The following is a 16,385-nucleotide window of genomic DNA, read 5'->3' on the forward strand; positions in this document are numbered from 1 at the left end:
ATCAATTAATACAAAATTAAGTTAGATATGCGTGTTGGAAAATATTTTTTTGACACTCAAAAATGGCGTGAGCCATTGATATATCAACATTTATAGAGGGAGGCGGTTACAATGGCTAATCCACAAGCAGTTGAGATGGTTGTAACACAAGGTCTAAACGTATTAAAATCAATGAAGGGTTTATGGAACTTTTCAAATCGAAACATGGATAAGGCGTCGGATGATTACACACGTTTCTTCGCCAATTTCCACTCATTTGATGTGTATACACATATGGATTCTGAAGTTGATGAAAATGAACATGTTCAAGCCTTCCAACAACGGGTATTAACATTTGATGCTCCTTATGCGCCACTACGTGTAAAACAACCTGCAGAAGTCAATGCGAAAGAATCAAAAGCGTTATATGAAGCGGCAGTAGAAGCATATAACACAATGGTGACAGACCTTGGCAAGGCAGACAAAGTTGTCAATCCAAGTTTTTTATAAATCGTGAGAAGCTACGCAAATTGCGTAGCTTTTTTTGCGACTTTTTTAAAATTTTTCTCGCTTTTTCTGTGTGTTTGTTTTACAATTTTATTTTGTGATACAGGGTGTAAAATCACTACAATATCGAATAGAAAAAAACAACTATTTTTAGTTCTTGTACATGAATTTACAGCAAATTGTTAACACAAAATAGACAATAATTTTCTGTTGAAAAAAACGATTTAAGTCGTTAAAATTATTTACTACAGCCTGAAAGGGGTTAAGAAATGGAACTATGCTTTTACAATGAAATCAAGCACGGAGAAATGCTTGCAAATTACACATTAACGGAGGAACAATTGCACTTTACGACAGCACCAGATGTAGCAATGGAGATGGCAAAAAATGATCCATATCGCTATCCAATCGTCGCAATCGATAATGGCGCAATCGTTAACTTCTTAATGTTAGATGGAGACCAGGGACGCAAACTATACTCGGATAATCCGAATGCGATTTTACTGCGTGCCGTATCAACGGACTTTCATCATCAAGGTAAAGGCTACGCAAAACGTGTCATGAACATGTTACCTGACTTTGTCGAGCAAAACTTTACTGACAAAAATGAGATTGTGCTAGTCGTAAATATTTACAACACAGCAGCACAAGGGTTATATCATAAATGTGGCTTTATTGACGAAGGCGTACGCACAATGGGCGCTAAAGGTGAAGTCATCGTAATGCACTACAAAATTAAACAATTGGTGGCGATTTAATAATGGACGATACCGCAAATAGTAGATAGGACTGACTCGTAACAACACATACGAGCCGGTCCTATTTTTTTTGATTGAAAGCTGAGCGTGATCGCTCTGCTTTGACGGGCGTTTTTAGTTCCTGACAAGTGACGTTCTTCGTCACGTAGGAAGGAATGAAACGACCCGAAAAGCAAGCACGCGAGGCTAGATAGTAAAAGAAGTGAGTCATGGCTAATGACCGGACGACGGCGTAATTAGCTTACGTTCCGCTAAAGAAAAATAGTGATGTTCTTGATTACAGAAGGAAGCGGGCAGACTCGAAAAGCAAGTCATGTTCGGTGATTTTTCCTGATAGACTACTTATAATAAATAGAGAGGTGAACAGCATGATTGAAAATGTTTTAGGGCCAGTCGTCAATAAAAGCACGCGCGTGTTAATTGTCGGGTCGATGCCAGGGCAGCAATCTCTTGAAAAGCAGCAGTACTATGGAAATCCACGTAATCATTTTTGGCCGATTATGTCAGAGTTGTTAGAACAATGCGCACCAGAAAATTATACAGAACGACTCAATTGGCTCCAACAGCATGGTATTGGATTATGGGATACGATTAAATACTGTGAACGTGAAGGAAGTCTTGATGCCGCAATTCGTAATGAGGTTCCAAATGATTTCGAAACGTTATTAGCACAATATCCAGCGATTGAATGTGTGCTTTTTAATGGTGGAAAGGCAGAGCAAGTATTTAAAAAGCGAATTGGTTTAAACGTATTAACAGGTCGCCATTTTTATAAAATGCCTTCAACAAGTCCAATACCAGGGAAGAATATTAAAAGTTTTGAGGAGAAAGTGAAAAGTTGGTCTATCATAAAAACGTATATAGAGTAAATTGGAAAAAATATAAGAAAGTCATCCTGTTTTAGAAAAATAGGGTGGCTTTCTTCGCGTTTTAAAGGTTTTACGTTTTATTTTTTCTCGAAAAGGGAATTTTTTAATTATAGTTCGATAGGAAAGAGGTGCAACGAAAATGAAAAAGTTTGTTCAAAAAATAGCATTTGTTACTGCGACAAGCGTATTAGGAATAGGGACAGTAGCAGCATTACCAGTTTCACCAATTACGGCAAAAGCGGCAACGGAAACAGAGCAAGTAATGGCTCAAGTAAACGATGCATTAAAGACAACACTTCCTGTTACATTACCGCATAAAATCCCTGTAACAAGCGGGAAACATTTAACAGCAAAGACGACGGTTTCTAAACACTATTACAAAGTAGTGTTTTACGAAACCTCTCATAAAGTACCAGTGAATGCGAAAAAATTGACGACCGTTTCAAAAAAAGTCGTTGCACGCATTCAAATGGAACGTTATACAACAAAAGCAGAAGCATTATCACATGTAAATTATTTAAATTACAGTAAATACGGGGGACAAAAGGTAGCGTTAACACACGGTATCACAGGCTATCAGGATGCTGGTGCCGGACAGCTTTATACGAGCTGGAATGAGGGACGCTGGGCGTTAGCGACTCATACGTACACAAATCAAAATGCACGTGGGGTCACATTAGCAAAAGATACGGTCCATTATTTAGAGACGCATCTTTTACCGGCGCCAAATCAATATGGTGCGATTCAATTAGATGCAGTTGGTAAAAATCACGCATTACGTCTTCAAAAAGGAACAGCTGTGATGACGATTGACAAAGTGACGACTGCAAAAGGGCTGTTAACAATCGCCACATCTGTACGTTAACTTAAAACAGCTTTTACGTTAGCTTAACAACTTTGTTGTACACTACAACTAGAAGTAGATGGAGGTGCAATAAATGATAAATCTATTATTTCTATTATTCATCGTGATTTCAGTATGTGTGGTCGTAAGAGAATATCACGCAGAGTTTCGAATGTTAATGTGGAAAGACTTAGTATTTATCGGAAGTGCGTTACTTGGACTTCTTGTTGGGCTAGCATTTGTATTGAAAGTGGCAGCAGTTGGTTATGGGGTATGGCAAGTATCACCGTTTTGGCAGGATGTCACAGGCTTCTTTGTAATCGTCGTACTGTTCTACCCAGCAGCGACAGCGCTTTACCAATTTGCGTGGAAGCGTGCAGCATTACGAAAAAAACAATTCATTTTAAATAAATAGTGCTTAAAAAATACGGACGGATGCGATCAACTTGATTGCACCCGTTTTTTTATTTGAAATGACCGATTACGTCAGACAGCGTGTTTTAGATACGACATATTTTAAAATAAGTGCCAATGAGTGGCTATCGTCTTAGAGAAAAGAATGCTTTTATTAATCATCCAGTAAATGCTGGCAAATCAACGCGTTATTCATAATGAAGTTCATCGATTTATAGCATTTTTAATAAATGAAAAAAGCCTATTTTCGACCAAAATGGGCTAAAAACAGCCTTTTCGGGTGCACTAAGGGTGTTTTTTGCGTGTTTAAGAGGCGCTTAATATGCCGATTCTCATGATGTAGCTAAAAGTGATATAGCAGCAACTGTTTTTAACTTGCAGAGATAAAAAGAGGCTGTTAGAAGTCCCGAAATTAAACAAAAGGAGTTAAAATAGAGGCTCTGACGGGCATTTTTGACACGTTTTTCAAGATTGCTATTAACAATGTGTTGTAAGTATTTAAGAAAGAAAAGATAATTATCTGCGGTTAAATACGCGTCGAATACATTTTTATTAAAAGTATGGGTTTATTTTCATGTAGATGACACATATTTATAGATATGTCGTATTCAAAAGACGCTTGTTGAGCTTATGAGTGATTTTTAATCGTGACTTTGACTTTTAAGGTGCGCGCGCTTACACTGTCATCATTGTGTGTATGGAGGAGGAATGGTGAGTGAATGAATGGATAGAGCGCCGCGCAATGATTAATTTATATACGTTTTTCGTCAGCAAGCTCTTAACATCATTAGGATTTGGTGTTTTTAGCTTTGGGATTAGTCTGTATATTTTACAATTGACGGGATCGGCGTTAAGTTTTGCGACGAATATTATGTTTAATGTGCTACCACGTGCACTTGTGGCACCGTTAGCTGGTTATGTGGCGGACCGGTTTCCGCGAAAAATAATCGTTGTAGTAAGTATGGCAGGTATTACAGCATCGATTGGGGCATTGATTATTTATACGGAGCTGTATGGCATTTCGGTCGCAGCAATTTATACGATTACAGTCATCTTTTCAATGATTGGCGCCTTCAATGGTATTGCGTTTTCGAGCTCCATTCCGAATATGGTCGGTAAGCATAATGTGCAAAAGGGGATGGCATTTAATCAGGTGTCGTATTCGATTGGGGCAATTGGTGGGCCGACAATTGGGGGTATGATGTACGGCTTTGTATCGATGGAGGTATTTTTATGGGCCATGTTTATCGCTTATTTTATTGCGCTGTGCTTAGAGGCTTCGATGAATTTTACATTGTTTGCGGACAGGCTTGTAGCGAAAAAAGAATCGATGATGGCGAGTATGAGAAGTGGTTTTGTGTATTTAAAAAGCAAACCGCTCGTGCAGTCCTTATTAATGACACAAGTATGCATTAATTTCTTTTCGGCTGCAATAAGTGTGGGTTTAGTATTCGTTTTAGTGCAAAGATTATCTGTTGAATCCACGCAAGTTGGTATCATTCAAGGTGCGGGTGCAATTGGAATGCTCGTGGCGTCTCTTTATTTATCGATGCGCGGGGATTTAGTACGACCGCTGCGCTTTGTAAAACGTGCTGCGACGGTAATGTGCATAGCCATGATATGCATTGCTGTTCCACTAGTTGCAGGCTTTAGCACATCGATAGCATTCATCTATTATATGCTGTTGATGTTTATTTTTTCGGCTATGTCGATTTGGGCAAATACGCCAATTGGTGTCGTCATTCAACGAGAAGTAGACGATGCGCATAGAGGGCGAGTATTTGGCATTATTGAAACATTAGCTGTTGGTATTGGACCGATTGGCTCGCTTATTTATGGTGCCTTATTTGATTACATTGATGCGTCACTAATTTTTATTATATCTGGTTTACTATTACTAGTGATGATTTATATTTTACTGCGAGCATCTAGATTGAAGCATCTTTCTCCTCTATGATGAAAGAAAGTTGATGTTCAATTTTTTGAAGTTGTCGATCAATAATTTGAAATTCATGATAAAGTGCGCTTTGCGCTGTAGGACAGGCTGATTGTTGTATCCTTTCAACGAGCTGTTGTATGTGCAGTTGTAAATTCTCATAGGTGCATGCTAATGTTTCTAACATTTTCTTAACCTCCTTTAATAGGTTGTTTGTCTTACTGTTCCCGTTTACTTAGTCTAAATAAACCTTCAAATAGTCGGGACTTTAGATAGATTTACTTTAAAAATTGCTGGGCGTAGAATAACAGCAATAAAATATTGTTTCTAAATCGCTGAAGTGAAAACGCGGGGGAACCAATCGTTACGAAGTCTTGTACTTCTTGGGGTGAATCCACATTGTGGTAAGGCTAACTCTTATGGCCTGAATCCGACAGCTAACCTCGTAAGCGTTATAAGGAGATGGCAACTCCTTTATTTGGTGTTGCCTTTTTTCGTTCAATCAAGCGCTTAGGGACACATTCTAATTAAAGAAGGTGTTGAATATGCTGATGTCATTAAAGCGTATTTTTATTGGAAGACCATTGAAATCAACAGAATTAAGTGAAAAGCGTTTGTCCAAAACAAAAGCATTGGCGATTTTATCATCGGATGCCTTGTCATCGGTGGCGTATGGTCCGGAGCAAATACTTATTGTGTTAGTAGCGGTTAGTGCAGCCGCACTCTGGTATTCACTGCCGATTGCGATGGGTGTTGTTGTTTTATTAGCGGCGCTTATTTTATCGTACCGCCAAGTGATCCATGCGTATCCACAGGGCGGAGGCGCATATATTGTATCAAAAGAAAATCTAGGGTTGAATGCAGGGCTTATTGCCGGTGGGGCTTTGCTTGTTGATTATATGTTGACGGTGGCAGTAAGTGTATCTGCTGGTGCCGATGCGATTACGTCGGCATTTCCAAGTTTACAGCCGTATAACTTAGAGTTATCCATTGTATTTGTCATTGTATTAATGGTATTGAATTTACGAGGAATTACAGAGTCTGCAACGGTGCTTGCGTATCCGGTTTATTTATTTATCGGTGCGATGTTTATCATGCTTATTATGGGCTTATTTCATGTCGCAACTGGGCAAGTAGAGCAGGTGCATACGTCGATTGGGACGCCGGTCGCTGGCATTTCTTTATTTTTATTATTGAAAGCATTTGCATCTGGAAGCTCTGCTCTAACGGGGGTTGAGGCGATTTCAAATTCTGTACCGAATTTCCGTAAAGCGGAAGCGGTGAACGCCACGAAAACATTAGTGATGATGGGGCTGTTATTAGCGGCGATGTTTTCAGGAATTGTCTATTTGTCATTTGTATATGGCCTCATACCGCAATCAACCAATACGATTGTGTCTCAATTAGCAGAGGCAATTGTCGGGCATGGTATGTTCTATTATGTTATTCAAGCTGTGACAGCATTGATTTTAATTTTAGCAGCCAACACAGGATTTTCAGCATTTCCGATGCTAGCGGTAAGTTTATCAAAGGATAATTATTTACCGCGTATGTTACAGATGCGCGGCGACCGACTTGGGTATTCCAATGGGATTTTAATGCTTGGCATTGGTGCCATTATTCTGCTACTTGTTTTTAACGGCCAGACGACCAACCTCATTCCGTTGTATGCGGTTGGCGTATTTATTCCATTTACATTGGCACAGACAGGGATGTTTATGAAATGGTTACGGGAGCGCCCAAAAGGCTTTGGTGTAAAAATGACGATTAATTTCATTGGGGCACTGATTTCATTTACAGTAGCGATGATTTTCTTTATAACGAAATTCACGCATGTTTGGCCGGTGCTCGTATTTTTACCACTGATGGTATTTATTTTTTATAAAATTCATCAGCATTATGCGCAGGTACATGAAGCAATGAAGCTACAGCATGTCATTGATATTAAGCAGGGGAATATTTTTATTTTGCCAGTAGCAAGTATGACAAGTACAGTGGAGCATTCGCTAAACTATGCAAAGTCATTGAACCCAGATCAAATTATTGCGGTGCATGTCAGCTTTGAAAAGGACGATTGTAAACAATTTGAGGAGCAGTGGAAGAACTGGCAGCCGGATACACGCATCATCACGCTATATTCACCGTATCGTACGCTATTGCAGCCGATGACACGTGTCATTGACCGCATCCAAAAAATTGCGAAATATAAGGATGCGCAGCTATCGATTGTGATTCCACAGTTTTTACCGAATAAGCGCTGGCAATATGCCTTACACAATCAAACGGGGATATTTTTGCGGACGTATCTGTTATATAGAAAGGACGTCGCAATTATTACTGTTCCATATCACGTAGGTTTAAAAAGAAAATAACAGGGAATATAGTATTTATCGGGCAATAGAAAAGTAGGTCTATTTCCTATGAAAAAAGTTAAGGGAGTGAAAGAGATATGAGACTACTAATGTTTTATGGAGGCTTAGTGCTTTTATTAATAGGGATTACACATCCACTAGGTTTCGTACAATCAACGGCAGTGGAGTATACTCTTTACGCCGGTATTATCGTATTCGCAATCGGTATTTTATTATTACCGGGTAAAAGTGAAGCCGATAGTATATTTAATAAAAATCGATAATAAATGAAGGCTATGCTGAAAAGGCATAGTCTTTTTTTGTGCCAAACGGTATCATAAAAAGAATCATATAAGGAAGGACTAGGGATATGAATAAGAGTGCAGCTTTACAAATGGTTGTTTCAATGGCGCTTTTTGGCTCCATTGGCTTTTTCACGCGTCAGACAGGGGTAAGTGCCGAGGCACTTGTTTTTATTCGTTGTATTTGTGCGACCCTTTTTTTAGGTGGGCTATGGCTACTACTTGGCTATGCGAAGCGCGAGGTATGGCAACGTCGAGAAGTGATTCGCACACTTGTTTGTGGTGTATTTCTCGTATTGAACTGGGTGTTTTTATTTAAAGCGTTTGAAGCCATGTCGATTTCAGCGGCGATTTCGATTTATAATTTAGCGCCGATTTTTGTGTTGATTATGGGGACGCTTTTTTTAGGGGAACGTATAAATATTCAGTCAGTACTAGCGGTTGCTGTATGCTTTTTAGGAAGTTTATTCGTTGTTGGGATTGAGCAATTTAAATCTGTGGATAACTTTTTAAATTCCGGCTTTATTTGGGCGATTTTATCAGCGGTTTGCTATGCGATGACGATGTTTATCGGGAAAAATATTCAACAGCTGAGCTCGTATGCGACGACCTTTTTGCAAACGATTGTTGGTATTTTTATGCTTGCACCAATTGTATCGATGGCAGAGTTTTCTGGGTTGTCGACGACAAATTGGCTTTATATTTTAGGGACGGGCTTTATACATACGGGGTTTGTGTATTATTTATTTTTTAATAGTTTACGCAAGCTACCAGCACTTGTGACATCGGCGCTCGTATTTGTTGATCCACTTGTGGCGATTTTATTGGATGTAGTCATTTTGAATTTCCGCCCAAGCTGGCTTCAATTACTCGGTATTGCCTTTATTTTTGGTGGCATTATTTATACATTGCTAAAACCCGTTCCACAAGCTGCTGTGGATAACAAAAGCGACCTCGCATAAGGTCGCTTTTTGTTAGAGCGCTTTTATCATTAAGACATGCTCGATACCGGCATCTAAAAAGACATCGGATTTTACCTCGTAGCCAAGCTTTTCATAGAAGCCAATCGCATGAACTTGTGCATCGAGTTTTGCCTTTGTGGCACCTTGTGCGGCAGCTAATTTTTCAAGCGCTAAAATAATGATGCGACCAATGCCATATTGTCTAAATGCTTTTACAACGGCTACACGCTGAATTTTACCGTATTCATCGACTAAGCGTACGCGCCCTGTGCCAACTGCCTGGCCCTCGTCATTTTCGATTAAGAGATGCGTACAGTCGCTATCAATGACATCAAATGCATCGATTTCCTCGTCGATTGGCACATGCTGCTCGTCAACAAAGACCTCTTTTCGAATGGCAAATGAACGCGCTAAATCAGCGTCGTTTGTAATGGGAATCGGTGTTAATTTCATGGGAATGCCTCCTTTTTTATGCAATGTGTATTTATTATACGAAAAAATGAGGAGGACTGCTTTGGCAACGCTTAAAAAATACGTTACTATTATAGAGTTAGACAAATTTGAAAGGAAGTTGTGATATGGGTCAACCAATGCAACAACCAATCGAAGATATTAGCACAGCGAAATTAATGTGGCAGTTAACACGTCCGCATACATTAACAGCGACATTTTCTCCTGTTATTTTAGGGACGGCGCTAGCGCTTTTTGATACGAAAATCGATTGGCTTTTATTTATCGCGATGCTTGTATGTTGCTTATGCTTACAAATCGCGACAAACTTATTTAATGAATACTATGACTTTAAGCGCGGTTTAGATACAGCGGATTCTGTAGGAATTGGTGGCGCCCTTGTGCGTCATGGTACAAAGCCATCAACGGTGCTTGCATTTGCACTTGTACTGTATGCGATTGCCATAGCAATTGGCGTCTACATTTGTATGGCGAGTAGCTGGTGGCTAGTCGTTATCGGCTTAATCGGGATGGCGGTCGGCTACTTATACACAGGTGGACCGTACCCAATTGCGTATACACCATTTGGCGAATTATTCGCCGGTCTGTGCATGGGGATTGGTTTTATTTTAATTGCCTACTTCATCCAAACAGGTACGGTGAGCATGACGAGCTTTTTAGTATCTGTGCCACTAGGAATTTTAGTTGGTGCCATTAATATGTCGAATAATATTCGTGATATTAAAGAGGATACGATTGGTGGCCGTAAAACACTAGCGATTTTATTAGGTCGTGATAAAGCGATTACAGTACTTGCGATTAGCTTTATCATCTCGTATTTATGGATTATCGGCTTAGTCATTTTAGGTGAAGTGAGCCCGTGGTTATTAATCGTCTTACTATGTGTGCCAAAACCAATTGCGGCCATTAAGAATTTCCGCGAGGGTGAAGGCGTACCACAAAAGCAAGGCCTAGCCATGAAATCAACAGCGATGACCAATACATTTTTCGGTTTCTTATTATCGATTGGTTTAATTATCGCCTATGTAATGAAATAAAAAGTCAGGGAGTGCTTCGCGGCGCTTCCTGTTTTTTTATGGAGTTTTGCTATACCGCTTTTTGAAAAATTATGCTATGATACATCAGTTATTATGAAAAAAGGAGGCACTTTATGGAAACGATGAAAGAAAAATTGAATTTGTTTTCACTAACATGGCCCATCTTTTTAGAGATGCTGTTATTTACGCTGATGGGTATTGTCGATACGCTAATGCTAAGTAAGCTAGCAGATGAAGCAGTGGCCGGTGTTGGGACAGCCAATCAGTTTATTCATGTGACGATTTTAATTATGGAAGTCATCGGTAATGGTGCTTCTATCGTAGTGGCGCAGTATATCGGATCACGTCGTTTAAATGAGGTGCCGAAGATTACCGCTGTTGCGATTTTCATGAATTTAGTGTTCGGCTTAGTTTTAAGTATTCTATTTGTGCTGTTTTCAAAACAGATGATGATTGCGATGAATTTACATGGTGATGTACTGATGTATGCGGAGCAGTATTTAATTATTATTGGTGGCGGGATTTTCCTACAGGCATTAATTAATGCGACGGCTGCCATCGTTCGTGTCCATAGCTTCACGAAGCAGGCGATGTACGTGTCACTTGGCATGAATATCGTGCATATCATTTTAAATTATGTGCTGATTTTCGGTAAGTTTGGGGCGCCAGAGCTAGGAGTGCAGGGGGCGGCAATTTCTTCTGTCATTAGTCGTGGACTAGCACTTATTGTGTTCTTCTGGCTATTGTACCGCGTGCTTGAAGTGAAAATTAAATGGCGTGATTATGTGGCGCTACCGATGGCGTATATTAAGAAGATTTTCAAAATCGGTATTCCGGCTGCGCTTGAGCAAGTATTGTATCAAACTTGCCAAATTTTATTAATGTATTTCGTAACGTATATTAGCGCGGAGGCACTAGCTGCACGTCAGTACGCATATAATATTTCGATGTTTACGTATTTATTCGCGATGGCGATTGGTGCGGGGACGGCGATTATTGTCGGGCGCTATGTCGGCGCTGGGCGAAAGGACGAGGCGTATGACCAGGTGTGGCGTAGTGTCCGCTGGGCAATGGGCTTCACACTCGTCATGGTCGCTGTAGTCATTATTTTCCGTGAACCGTTTATGCGTATTTTTACAGACAATGAAGAGGTCGTGAAAATTGGTGCGAGTGTATTAGTGCTCAGTATTTTACTGGAGACAGGTCGTACGGTGAACATTACGATTATTAATACATTGCGTGCGGCAGGAGATGCGACATTCCCGCTCATGCTAGGGATTGTATCGATGCTGTGCATGAGTGTGCCGCTTGGTTACTTCCTTGTGTTCCATTTGGATATGGGCTTACCAGGTATTTGGCTTGCGATTGCGGCGGATGAATGGTTCCGCGCGATTGTTGTTATGATTCGCTGGAAAAGCAGGAAATGGGAGCGCCATATTCTCGTGTCACCAAAATAGCATGGTATACTAAAAGAAAAAATTGCGGAGGCCAAAATTGTGCCTCCTTTTTATATGAGGTGTTTTTGTGGGACTAACAAAAAAACAACGTGCGGCGAACTATTTCGCACAGCATCGTGCGCTACTACAATGTCCGATTTGTCATGAGGCGATGATGGTAGAGGAAAATGGAACAGTACGCTGCGAGGAGAATCATTCATTTGATATGGCGAAGCAGGGCTATGTCAACATGATGACGCATCCAGCAACATCGATGTACGATAAATCATTATTTGAGGCGCGTAAGGAAGTCATTGATAGCGAGTTGTACCGCGCTGTCTACAACGTGATTTTAGCAGAGCTAGACGGAGATGTGGCGATTCTTGATACGGGCTGCGGTGAGGGCTCGCATTTAGCGAAATTAAAGGAGAGCTACGCATCTAGCATGGTGGCATCAGGGATTGATATTGCGAAAGAAGGCATCGTGCAGGCGGCGAAAAACTACGCAGATATGATGTGGGTAGTTGGCGACCTAGCGAAAAGTCCGTATGCGGAAAATGCCTTTGATGTCATTTTGAATTTCTTATCACCAGCAAATTACGAAGAGTTTAAGCGTATTTTAAAACCGACTGGGAAGGTTATTAAAATCGTGCCACAGGCGGGTTATTTACGTGAATTACGTGCGCTATTTTTTGCGGATTCAGAGAAGGAATCGTATTCGAATGATAAGACAGTTGCACGCTTTAGTGAAAACTTTGACGACGTGCGCGTACAGCGCGTGACGACGACATTGCCAATTCGCAGTGAGCTTGTACCGTTACTTGCGCATATGACGCCCATGGGCTGGCATCAAGAGCAGCAAATTGAAGCGGGTATGCTAACGGAGATTACGATTGATGTAGATGTACTAATCGGGCAATAAGAAAAGAGACTTTGACCTACGTGTAAAAACAACCGGAATCGCGCTGTGGTGCGGTTCCGGGTTTTCGTTGCGAACGCTAAAAAAGGAAAATGACATGTTTTGTCCTAGCCTCTTTTTTGTATCGTTTTGAATTAGGAATGACGGGGAAAAGACTGAATGAGGTGAACGGATATGAAATATGTAATTGTTGGAGGCGATGCGGCCGGAATGAGTGCCGCAATGGAAATTTATCGCCATGATAAGGAAGCAAAAATCACAACGTTAGATAAGGGGCAACATTATTCGTATGGACAATGTGGGCTACCTTATGTGTTAGATGGACGCGTGCCAAATGCCGAGGATGTTGTACATAAAACGGCGGCACAGTTTAATGAAAAGTATGGCATTGACGCACGCACAGGTCATTGTGTGACGAAGGTTGATTGTATTGAGCGCGTTGTATACGGCTATAAAACGGATACGAATGAGCCATTTGAAGAAAGCTATGACCGTCTATTAATTGCAACAGGTGCAGAGCCACGCAAAGCGCTTGATGATGCAGACTATCCATTAGAGGGCATCTATTATTTTAAAACAATTCCACATACGAATGATGTGAAGGCGAAAATGGCGGATGTCGAGCATGTCACGATTATTGGCGGTGGCTATATCGCGCTTGAGCTTGCGGAAACATTTACGAATGCTGGTAAAGAAGTACGCATGATTTTACGTGGCAAGCAAGTCGCAAGCTTCTTAGAGTATTCATTTGCTGAAAAAATTCATACGGAACTAAAAGAAAAAGGCGTCGAAGTTATTTTTAATGAAAAGCTGCTTGGCTACGAGGGAGAGGATCATGTGACGGCGGTACGCACCGAGCATGCAAGCTACCCGACAGATATTGTCGTTGAGGCGGTAGGTGTTGAGCCGAATACAGCATTCCTAGAAGATAGTGGTATTTATACATTGAAAAATGGGGCGGTACTGGTGAACCCTCATTTAGAAACAAGCATGCAGTACGTTTATGCGGCAGGAGATTGTGCGTCCCATTATCATAATGTGAAAAGTAAAAATGACTACATCCCGCTCGGTACAACGGCGAATAAACAAGGACGTCTAGCAGGCTTAAATATGGCAGGTATTCCTGATGAGTTCCGAGGGATTGTGGGCACATCGATTTTAAAATGCTTTGATTTACAAATTGGGAAGACCGGCTTAAATGAGCTTGAAGTGCAAAAAGCAGGCTACCAATATGAAACATATACACATGAAGCGGGAAATCATGCAGATTATTACCCAGGTGTTGAGTCGTTGACGCTGAAAATTATTTGGCGTAAACGCACACAGGAGCTACTTGGTATGCAAATCATCGGCAAGGAAGGCGTCGATAAGCGCCTAGATGTTTTTGCGACAGCTCTTCAGCAGCGTATGACGTTACGTGATTTATTAGATTTAGATTTATCGTATGCGCCGCCATTTAACTCTGTCTGGGATCCCATTCAACAATTAGCAAAACGACAATTTTAAGAGGTGATACGATGACAATGGAAATTCGATTGCTAGAAGAAAGTGACGCGAAAGCATACTGGGCACTGCGTAAAGAGGCATTAAAGCAGGATCCTGGAGCTTTTGGTGAAACGTATACAGAAGCGACAAGTTATGATAATCCGGTCGAGCGTGTCGAAAAGACGATTAAAAAAGATCATGAACATATTTTTGGAGCCTTTATCAATGGGCGGTTATTAGGTGTAGCTACTTTGACACTTGAAACAGCGATTAAAACGAAGCATCGCGGTTATATCGGCTCGGTCTATGTGTCACCAGATGCACGTGGTAACGGTGCAGGCGCCGCGATTATGAAAGAAATTATTAATTGGTCGCGCGAGCATGCGGAATTAGAAAAGCTTGACCTTGGCGTTTTCACAAGCAATGAGCCGGCATTTGAGCTTTATAAAAAACTTGGCTTTGAAGTGGTGGGCATTGATAAAAAGTCTATTCGTGATGAAGACGGGGAATTTATTGATGAATATTTAATGACCTACTTATTATAGAAAAAAGGAGACGAGCTACTGAGCTGTCTCCTTTTTTGTAGGTGATTTTTTAACTTTGCGTGCAATGAGCACAAAAATCGTTAGCCATAAAATCCCGCCAAATGTATCAAGAAATACATCTTGCATCGAAGCAGTACGCCCAGATGTAAAATGTTGATGAAGTTCATCAATACAAGCAAAAAAGAAGGTTACGACAAGTGATAGTACGTAGCGCAGACGTCGTTTAGAAAGCGCAATATAAACCGCAATGGCAATCGCGCCAAATGCTGTAATATGTGCAAACTTACGTACAAGAAATTCTAAAAAGTAATAATAGCCACGTGTCTCAACGGAAATATCCATGCCGTAATACGGAATATGAATACGTGATAATATGCTATTAAGTGGTTCGCCAGGTAACCATTTCATCAAATCAGGTACAATACTTTGTTGCTGGTAGGGTGTAGCTGATGAAATGAAAATAATAATAATCAAGACGATTAATGGTAAAAATTTTATAAAACGCAAAACATCAGCGCCTTTCTGTTAATCCTTAATAATTTACCATAAAAAGATGTCAATTGCATGACAACAATAGCTCAAATAAATAAAGTATTTAGACATTTCATATAATAAATGATAGTATTGGCGATAATAAACAATGAGGAGGAACCTGAATGAATCGATTACCAGCCTATTTAATTTGTATTGTGATTGGCTGTTTAAGCATCACATTTGGCATGACGCGCGTGCTTCCTCCTCATATCCAATGGGCGTGTTTAATTGGTGGTATTTTACTAAATATTATTTCCGTCATTTTACTGTACTTTTTCTTGCAAAAGCAAGATGTCAAAAAACGCATATCTTAAATTAAAAAAAGTCTCACACATACTATGTGGAGGCTTTTTTCATGCGTAAATACATCCGAGGAGGGAATAGAAATGAGGTAAGGGGGTGCATCCCATGTTAGAAACAGTTATTTTAATTATCATCATTAATGTCACGTATATGACGCTGACAACACTACGCCTAATTATGGTAATTAAGGGATATACAAAGGTTGCCTCCATTTTATCGATGGTTGAAGTATTTGTGTATTTAATCGGTCTGACAATGGTGCTTGATGAAATCTCAAACCCATGGAATATGGCCGCGTACTGCTTCGGTTGGGGACTTGGTGTCTACGTCGGTAGCCTGATTGAACGCCGTCTAGCGCTTGGCTATGTATTATTTGAAATCATTGTCGATGCCGCTGAGTTTGAAATCGTTTCGCAACTTCGTGAACGAGGATATGGTGTCACATCTTGGTTTGCGGACGGGAAGGACGGGCGTAAATTATGTATGACCGTTATCGCAAAACGAAAAAACGAAAAGAAACTGCGCGCGGCGATTTTACAAATGTGGCCGAAAGCATTTATCGTATCGTACGAGCCAAATAAATTAAATGGTGGCTTTCTCGCGAAGCAAATGAGGGGCTAAATGCACAAAACGATAACATGACTATGTTATCGTTTTTTCCATGTCAGGAGGACATATAGTTGTTACTGCAGTTTTTCTAGAAACGAAATTTATCTTTTTATGTCATAAATAG

General features: G+C 40.4%; 19 protein-coding genes and 1 riboswitch. Of the genes, 16 read left to right on the top strand and 3 right to left on the bottom strand.

Annotated elements, in window-relative coordinates:
• Positions 1 to 111 precede the first annotated feature (111 nt).
• From ACFSY7_RS13515 to ACFSY7_RS13540, 6 genes are all read left to right on the top strand, one after another.
• Positions 112 to 489 carry a hypothetical protein gene (locus tag ACFSY7_RS13515; RefSeq protein WP_126991490.1) on the top strand — a complete coding sequence of 126 codons (378 nt, stop codon included), beginning with the start codon at positions 112 to 114 and terminating at the stop codon, positions 487 to 489.
• A gap of 266 nt (positions 490 to 755) precedes the next feature.
• Complete coding sequence (locus ACFSY7_RS13520) at positions 756 to 1,244, top strand: GNAT family N-acetyltransferase (protein WP_139995684.1); 489 nt, start codon at positions 756 to 758, stop codon at positions 1,242 to 1,244.
• A 368-nt stretch (positions 1,245 to 1,612) separates the two neighbouring features.
• A complete protein-coding gene (locus tag ACFSY7_RS13525; RefSeq protein ID WP_199754699.1) occupies positions 1,613 to 2,113 on the top strand; it encodes a DNA-deoxyinosine glycosylase in 501 nt (166 codons plus the stop codon).
• 139 nt (positions 2,114 to 2,252) lie between these two features.
• Positions 2,253 to 2,978 carry a hypothetical protein gene (locus ACFSY7_RS13530; protein ID WP_380148201.1) on the top strand — a complete coding sequence of 242 codons (726 nt, stop codon included), beginning with the start codon at positions 2,253 to 2,255 and terminating at the stop codon, positions 2,976 to 2,978.
• A 73-nt stretch (positions 2,979 to 3,051) separates the two neighbouring features.
• Positions 3,052 to 3,372, top strand: coding sequence for a hypothetical protein (locus ACFSY7_RS13535; protein WP_139995690.1), 321 nt, complete (start codon positions 3,052 to 3,054; stop codon positions 3,370 to 3,372).
• A 714-nt stretch (positions 3,373 to 4,086) separates the two neighbouring features.
• Positions 4,087 to 5,328 (top strand): MFS transporter, encoded by a 1,242-nt coding sequence (locus ACFSY7_RS13540; RefSeq protein ID WP_380148202.1) that lies wholly within the window; start codon positions 4,087 to 4,089, stop codon positions 5,326 to 5,328.
• Here the strand turns inward: ACFSY7_RS13540 and ACFSY7_RS13545 are convergent.
• A complete protein-coding gene (locus ACFSY7_RS13545) occupies positions 5,300 to 5,494 on the bottom strand; it encodes a hypothetical protein (RefSeq protein ID WP_380148203.1) in 195 nt (64 codons plus the stop codon). The two genes, ACFSY7_RS13540 and ACFSY7_RS13545, sit on opposite strands and share 29 nt — an antisense overlap.
• A gap of 136 nt (positions 5,495 to 5,630) precedes the next feature.
• Positions 5,631 to 5,774, top strand: a riboswitch (cyclic di-AMP (ydaO/yuaA leader).
• A gap of 78 nt (positions 5,775 to 5,852) precedes the next feature.
• Between ACFSY7_RS13545 and ACFSY7_RS13550 the strand changes: the two genes are divergently transcribed.
• From ACFSY7_RS13550 to ACFSY7_RS13560, 3 genes are all read left to right on the top strand, one after another.
• Positions 5,853 to 7,679 (top strand): APC family permease, encoded by a 1,827-nt coding sequence (locus ACFSY7_RS13550; RefSeq protein ID WP_380148204.1) that lies wholly within the window; start codon positions 5,853 to 5,855, stop codon positions 7,677 to 7,679.
• A 77-nt stretch (positions 7,680 to 7,756) separates the two neighbouring features.
• Positions 7,757 to 7,942 (top strand): hypothetical protein, encoded by a 186-nt coding sequence (locus ACFSY7_RS13555; RefSeq protein ID WP_126991482.1) that lies wholly within the window; start codon positions 7,757 to 7,759, stop codon positions 7,940 to 7,942.
• Positions 7,943 to 8,028: 86 nt separating this feature from the next.
• Positions 8,029 to 8,922 (top strand): DMT family transporter, encoded by an 894-nt coding sequence (locus tag ACFSY7_RS13560; RefSeq protein ID WP_380148205.1) that lies wholly within the window; start codon positions 8,029 to 8,031, stop codon positions 8,920 to 8,922.
• Between the two features lie 12 nt (positions 8,923 to 8,934).
• On the opposite strand, the gene ACFSY7_RS13565 is transcribed toward ACFSY7_RS13560, so the two are convergent.
• Positions 8,935 to 9,375, bottom strand: coding sequence for a GNAT family N-acetyltransferase (locus ACFSY7_RS13565; RefSeq protein ID WP_380148206.1), 441 nt, complete (start codon positions 9,373 to 9,375; stop codon positions 8,935 to 8,937).
• A gap of 125 nt (positions 9,376 to 9,500) precedes the next feature.
• On the opposite strand from ACFSY7_RS13565, the gene ACFSY7_RS13570 reads away from it, so the two are divergent.
• The 5 genes from ACFSY7_RS13570 to ACFSY7_RS13590 all read left to right on the top strand — a co-directional run bounded on the left by ACFSY7_RS13570 (position 9,501) and on the right by ACFSY7_RS13590 (position 14,815).
• A complete protein-coding gene (locus ACFSY7_RS13570) occupies positions 9,501 to 10,430 on the top strand; it encodes a 1,4-dihydroxy-2-naphthoate polyprenyltransferase (protein ID WP_380148207.1) in 930 nt (309 codons plus the stop codon).
• A 113-nt stretch (positions 10,431 to 10,543) separates the two neighbouring features.
• Positions 10,544 to 11,887 (top strand): MATE family efflux transporter, encoded by a 1,344-nt coding sequence (locus tag ACFSY7_RS13575; RefSeq protein ID WP_126991478.1) that lies wholly within the window; start codon positions 10,544 to 10,546, stop codon positions 11,885 to 11,887.
• Positions 11,888 to 11,954: 67 nt separating this feature from the next.
• Complete coding sequence (locus ACFSY7_RS13580) at positions 11,955 to 12,788, top strand: putative RNA methyltransferase (RefSeq protein ID WP_380148208.1); 834 nt, start codon at positions 11,955 to 11,957, stop codon at positions 12,786 to 12,788.
• 171 nt (positions 12,789 to 12,959) lie between these two features.
• On the top strand, positions 12,960 to 14,291 hold the full coding sequence (locus tag ACFSY7_RS13585; RefSeq protein WP_380148209.1) for an FAD-dependent oxidoreductase: 1,332 nt from the start codon (positions 12,960 to 12,962) through the stop codon (positions 14,289 to 14,291).
• A gap of 11 nt (positions 14,292 to 14,302) precedes the next feature.
• Positions 14,303 to 14,815: a GNAT family N-acetyltransferase gene (locus tag ACFSY7_RS13590; protein WP_380148210.1), complete on the top strand. Its 513-nt coding sequence runs from the start codon at positions 14,303 to 14,305 to the stop codon at positions 14,813 to 14,815.
• A gap of 15 nt (positions 14,816 to 14,830) precedes the next feature.
• Here the strand turns inward: ACFSY7_RS13590 and ACFSY7_RS13595 are convergent, their stop codons facing one another.
• Entirely contained in the window at positions 14,831 to 15,322 is a 492-nt protein-coding gene (locus tag ACFSY7_RS13595; protein WP_380148211.1) for a VanZ family protein, read from the bottom strand.
• 149 nt (positions 15,323 to 15,471) lie between these two features.
• On the opposite strand from ACFSY7_RS13595, the gene ACFSY7_RS13600 reads away from it, so the two are divergent.
• A complete protein-coding gene (locus ACFSY7_RS13600) occupies positions 15,472 to 15,663 on the top strand; it encodes a hypothetical protein (protein ID WP_126991474.1) in 192 nt (63 codons plus the stop codon).
• Positions 15,664 to 15,757: 94 nt separating this feature from the next.
• Positions 15,758 to 16,273: a DUF2179 domain-containing protein gene (locus ACFSY7_RS13605; protein ID WP_126991473.1), complete on the top strand. Its 516-nt coding sequence runs from the start codon at positions 15,758 to 15,760 to the stop codon at positions 16,271 to 16,273.
• The last annotated feature ends 112 nt before the right edge of the window (positions 16,274 to 16,385 follow it).

Origin of the sequence: Kurthia populi, assembly GCF_042686175.1 — a bacterium.
Taxonomy (GTDB): domain Bacteria; phylum Bacillota; class Bacilli; order Bacillales_A; family Planococcaceae; genus Kurthia; species Kurthia populi.

What these genes read in the sequence shown, in the direction of transcription:
- ACFSY7_RS13590 (WP_380148210.1), top strand. Translation starts at nt 14,303, where the DNA reads ATGACAATGGAAATTCGATTGCTAGAAGAAAGTGACGCGAAAGCATAC.
- ACFSY7_RS13545 (WP_380148203.1), bottom strand. Translation starts at nt 5,494, where the DNA reads ATGTTAGAAACATTAGCATGCACCTATGAGAATTTACAACTGCACATA.
- ACFSY7_RS13585 (WP_380148209.1), top strand. Translation starts at nt 12,960, where the DNA reads ATGAAATATGTAATTGTTGGAGGCGATGCGGCCGGAATGAGTGCCGCA.
- ACFSY7_RS13560 (WP_380148205.1), top strand. Translation starts at nt 8,029, where the DNA reads ATGAATAAGAGTGCAGCTTTACAAATGGTTGTTTCAATGGCGCTTTTT.
- ACFSY7_RS13515 (WP_126991490.1), top strand. Translation starts at nt 112, where the DNA reads ATGGCTAATCCACAAGCAGTTGAGATGGTTGTAACACAAGGTCTAAAC.
- ACFSY7_RS13530 (WP_380148201.1), top strand. Translation starts at nt 2,253, where the DNA reads ATGAAAAAGTTTGTTCAAAAAATAGCATTTGTTACTGCGACAAGCGTA.
- ACFSY7_RS13555 (WP_126991482.1), top strand. Translation starts at nt 7,757, where the DNA reads ATGAGACTACTAATGTTTTATGGAGGCTTAGTGCTTTTATTAATAGGG.
- ACFSY7_RS13525 (WP_199754699.1), top strand. Translation starts at nt 1,613, where the DNA reads ATGATTGAAAATGTTTTAGGGCCAGTCGTCAATAAAAGCACGCGCGTG.
- ACFSY7_RS13535 (WP_139995690.1), top strand. Translation starts at nt 3,052, where the DNA reads ATGATAAATCTATTATTTCTATTATTCATCGTGATTTCAGTATGTGTG.
- ACFSY7_RS13600 (WP_126991474.1), top strand. Translation starts at nt 15,472, where the DNA reads ATGAATCGATTACCAGCCTATTTAATTTGTATTGTGATTGGCTGTTTA.
- ACFSY7_RS13565 (WP_380148206.1), bottom strand. Translation starts at nt 9,375, where the DNA reads ATGAAATTAACACCGATTCCCATTACAAACGACGCTGATTTAGCGCGT.
- ACFSY7_RS13520 (WP_139995684.1), top strand. Translation starts at nt 756, where the DNA reads ATGGAACTATGCTTTTACAATGAAATCAAGCACGGAGAAATGCTTGCA.
- ACFSY7_RS13550 (WP_380148204.1), top strand. Translation starts at nt 5,853, where the DNA reads ATGCTGATGTCATTAAAGCGTATTTTTATTGGAAGACCATTGAAATCA.
- ACFSY7_RS13570 (WP_380148207.1), top strand. Translation starts at nt 9,501, where the DNA reads ATGGGTCAACCAATGCAACAACCAATCGAAGATATTAGCACAGCGAAA.
- ACFSY7_RS13575 (WP_126991478.1), top strand. Translation starts at nt 10,544, where the DNA reads ATGGAAACGATGAAAGAAAAATTGAATTTGTTTTCACTAACATGGCCC.
- ACFSY7_RS13605 (WP_126991473.1), top strand. Translation starts at nt 15,758, where the DNA reads ATGTTAGAAACAGTTATTTTAATTATCATCATTAATGTCACGTATATG.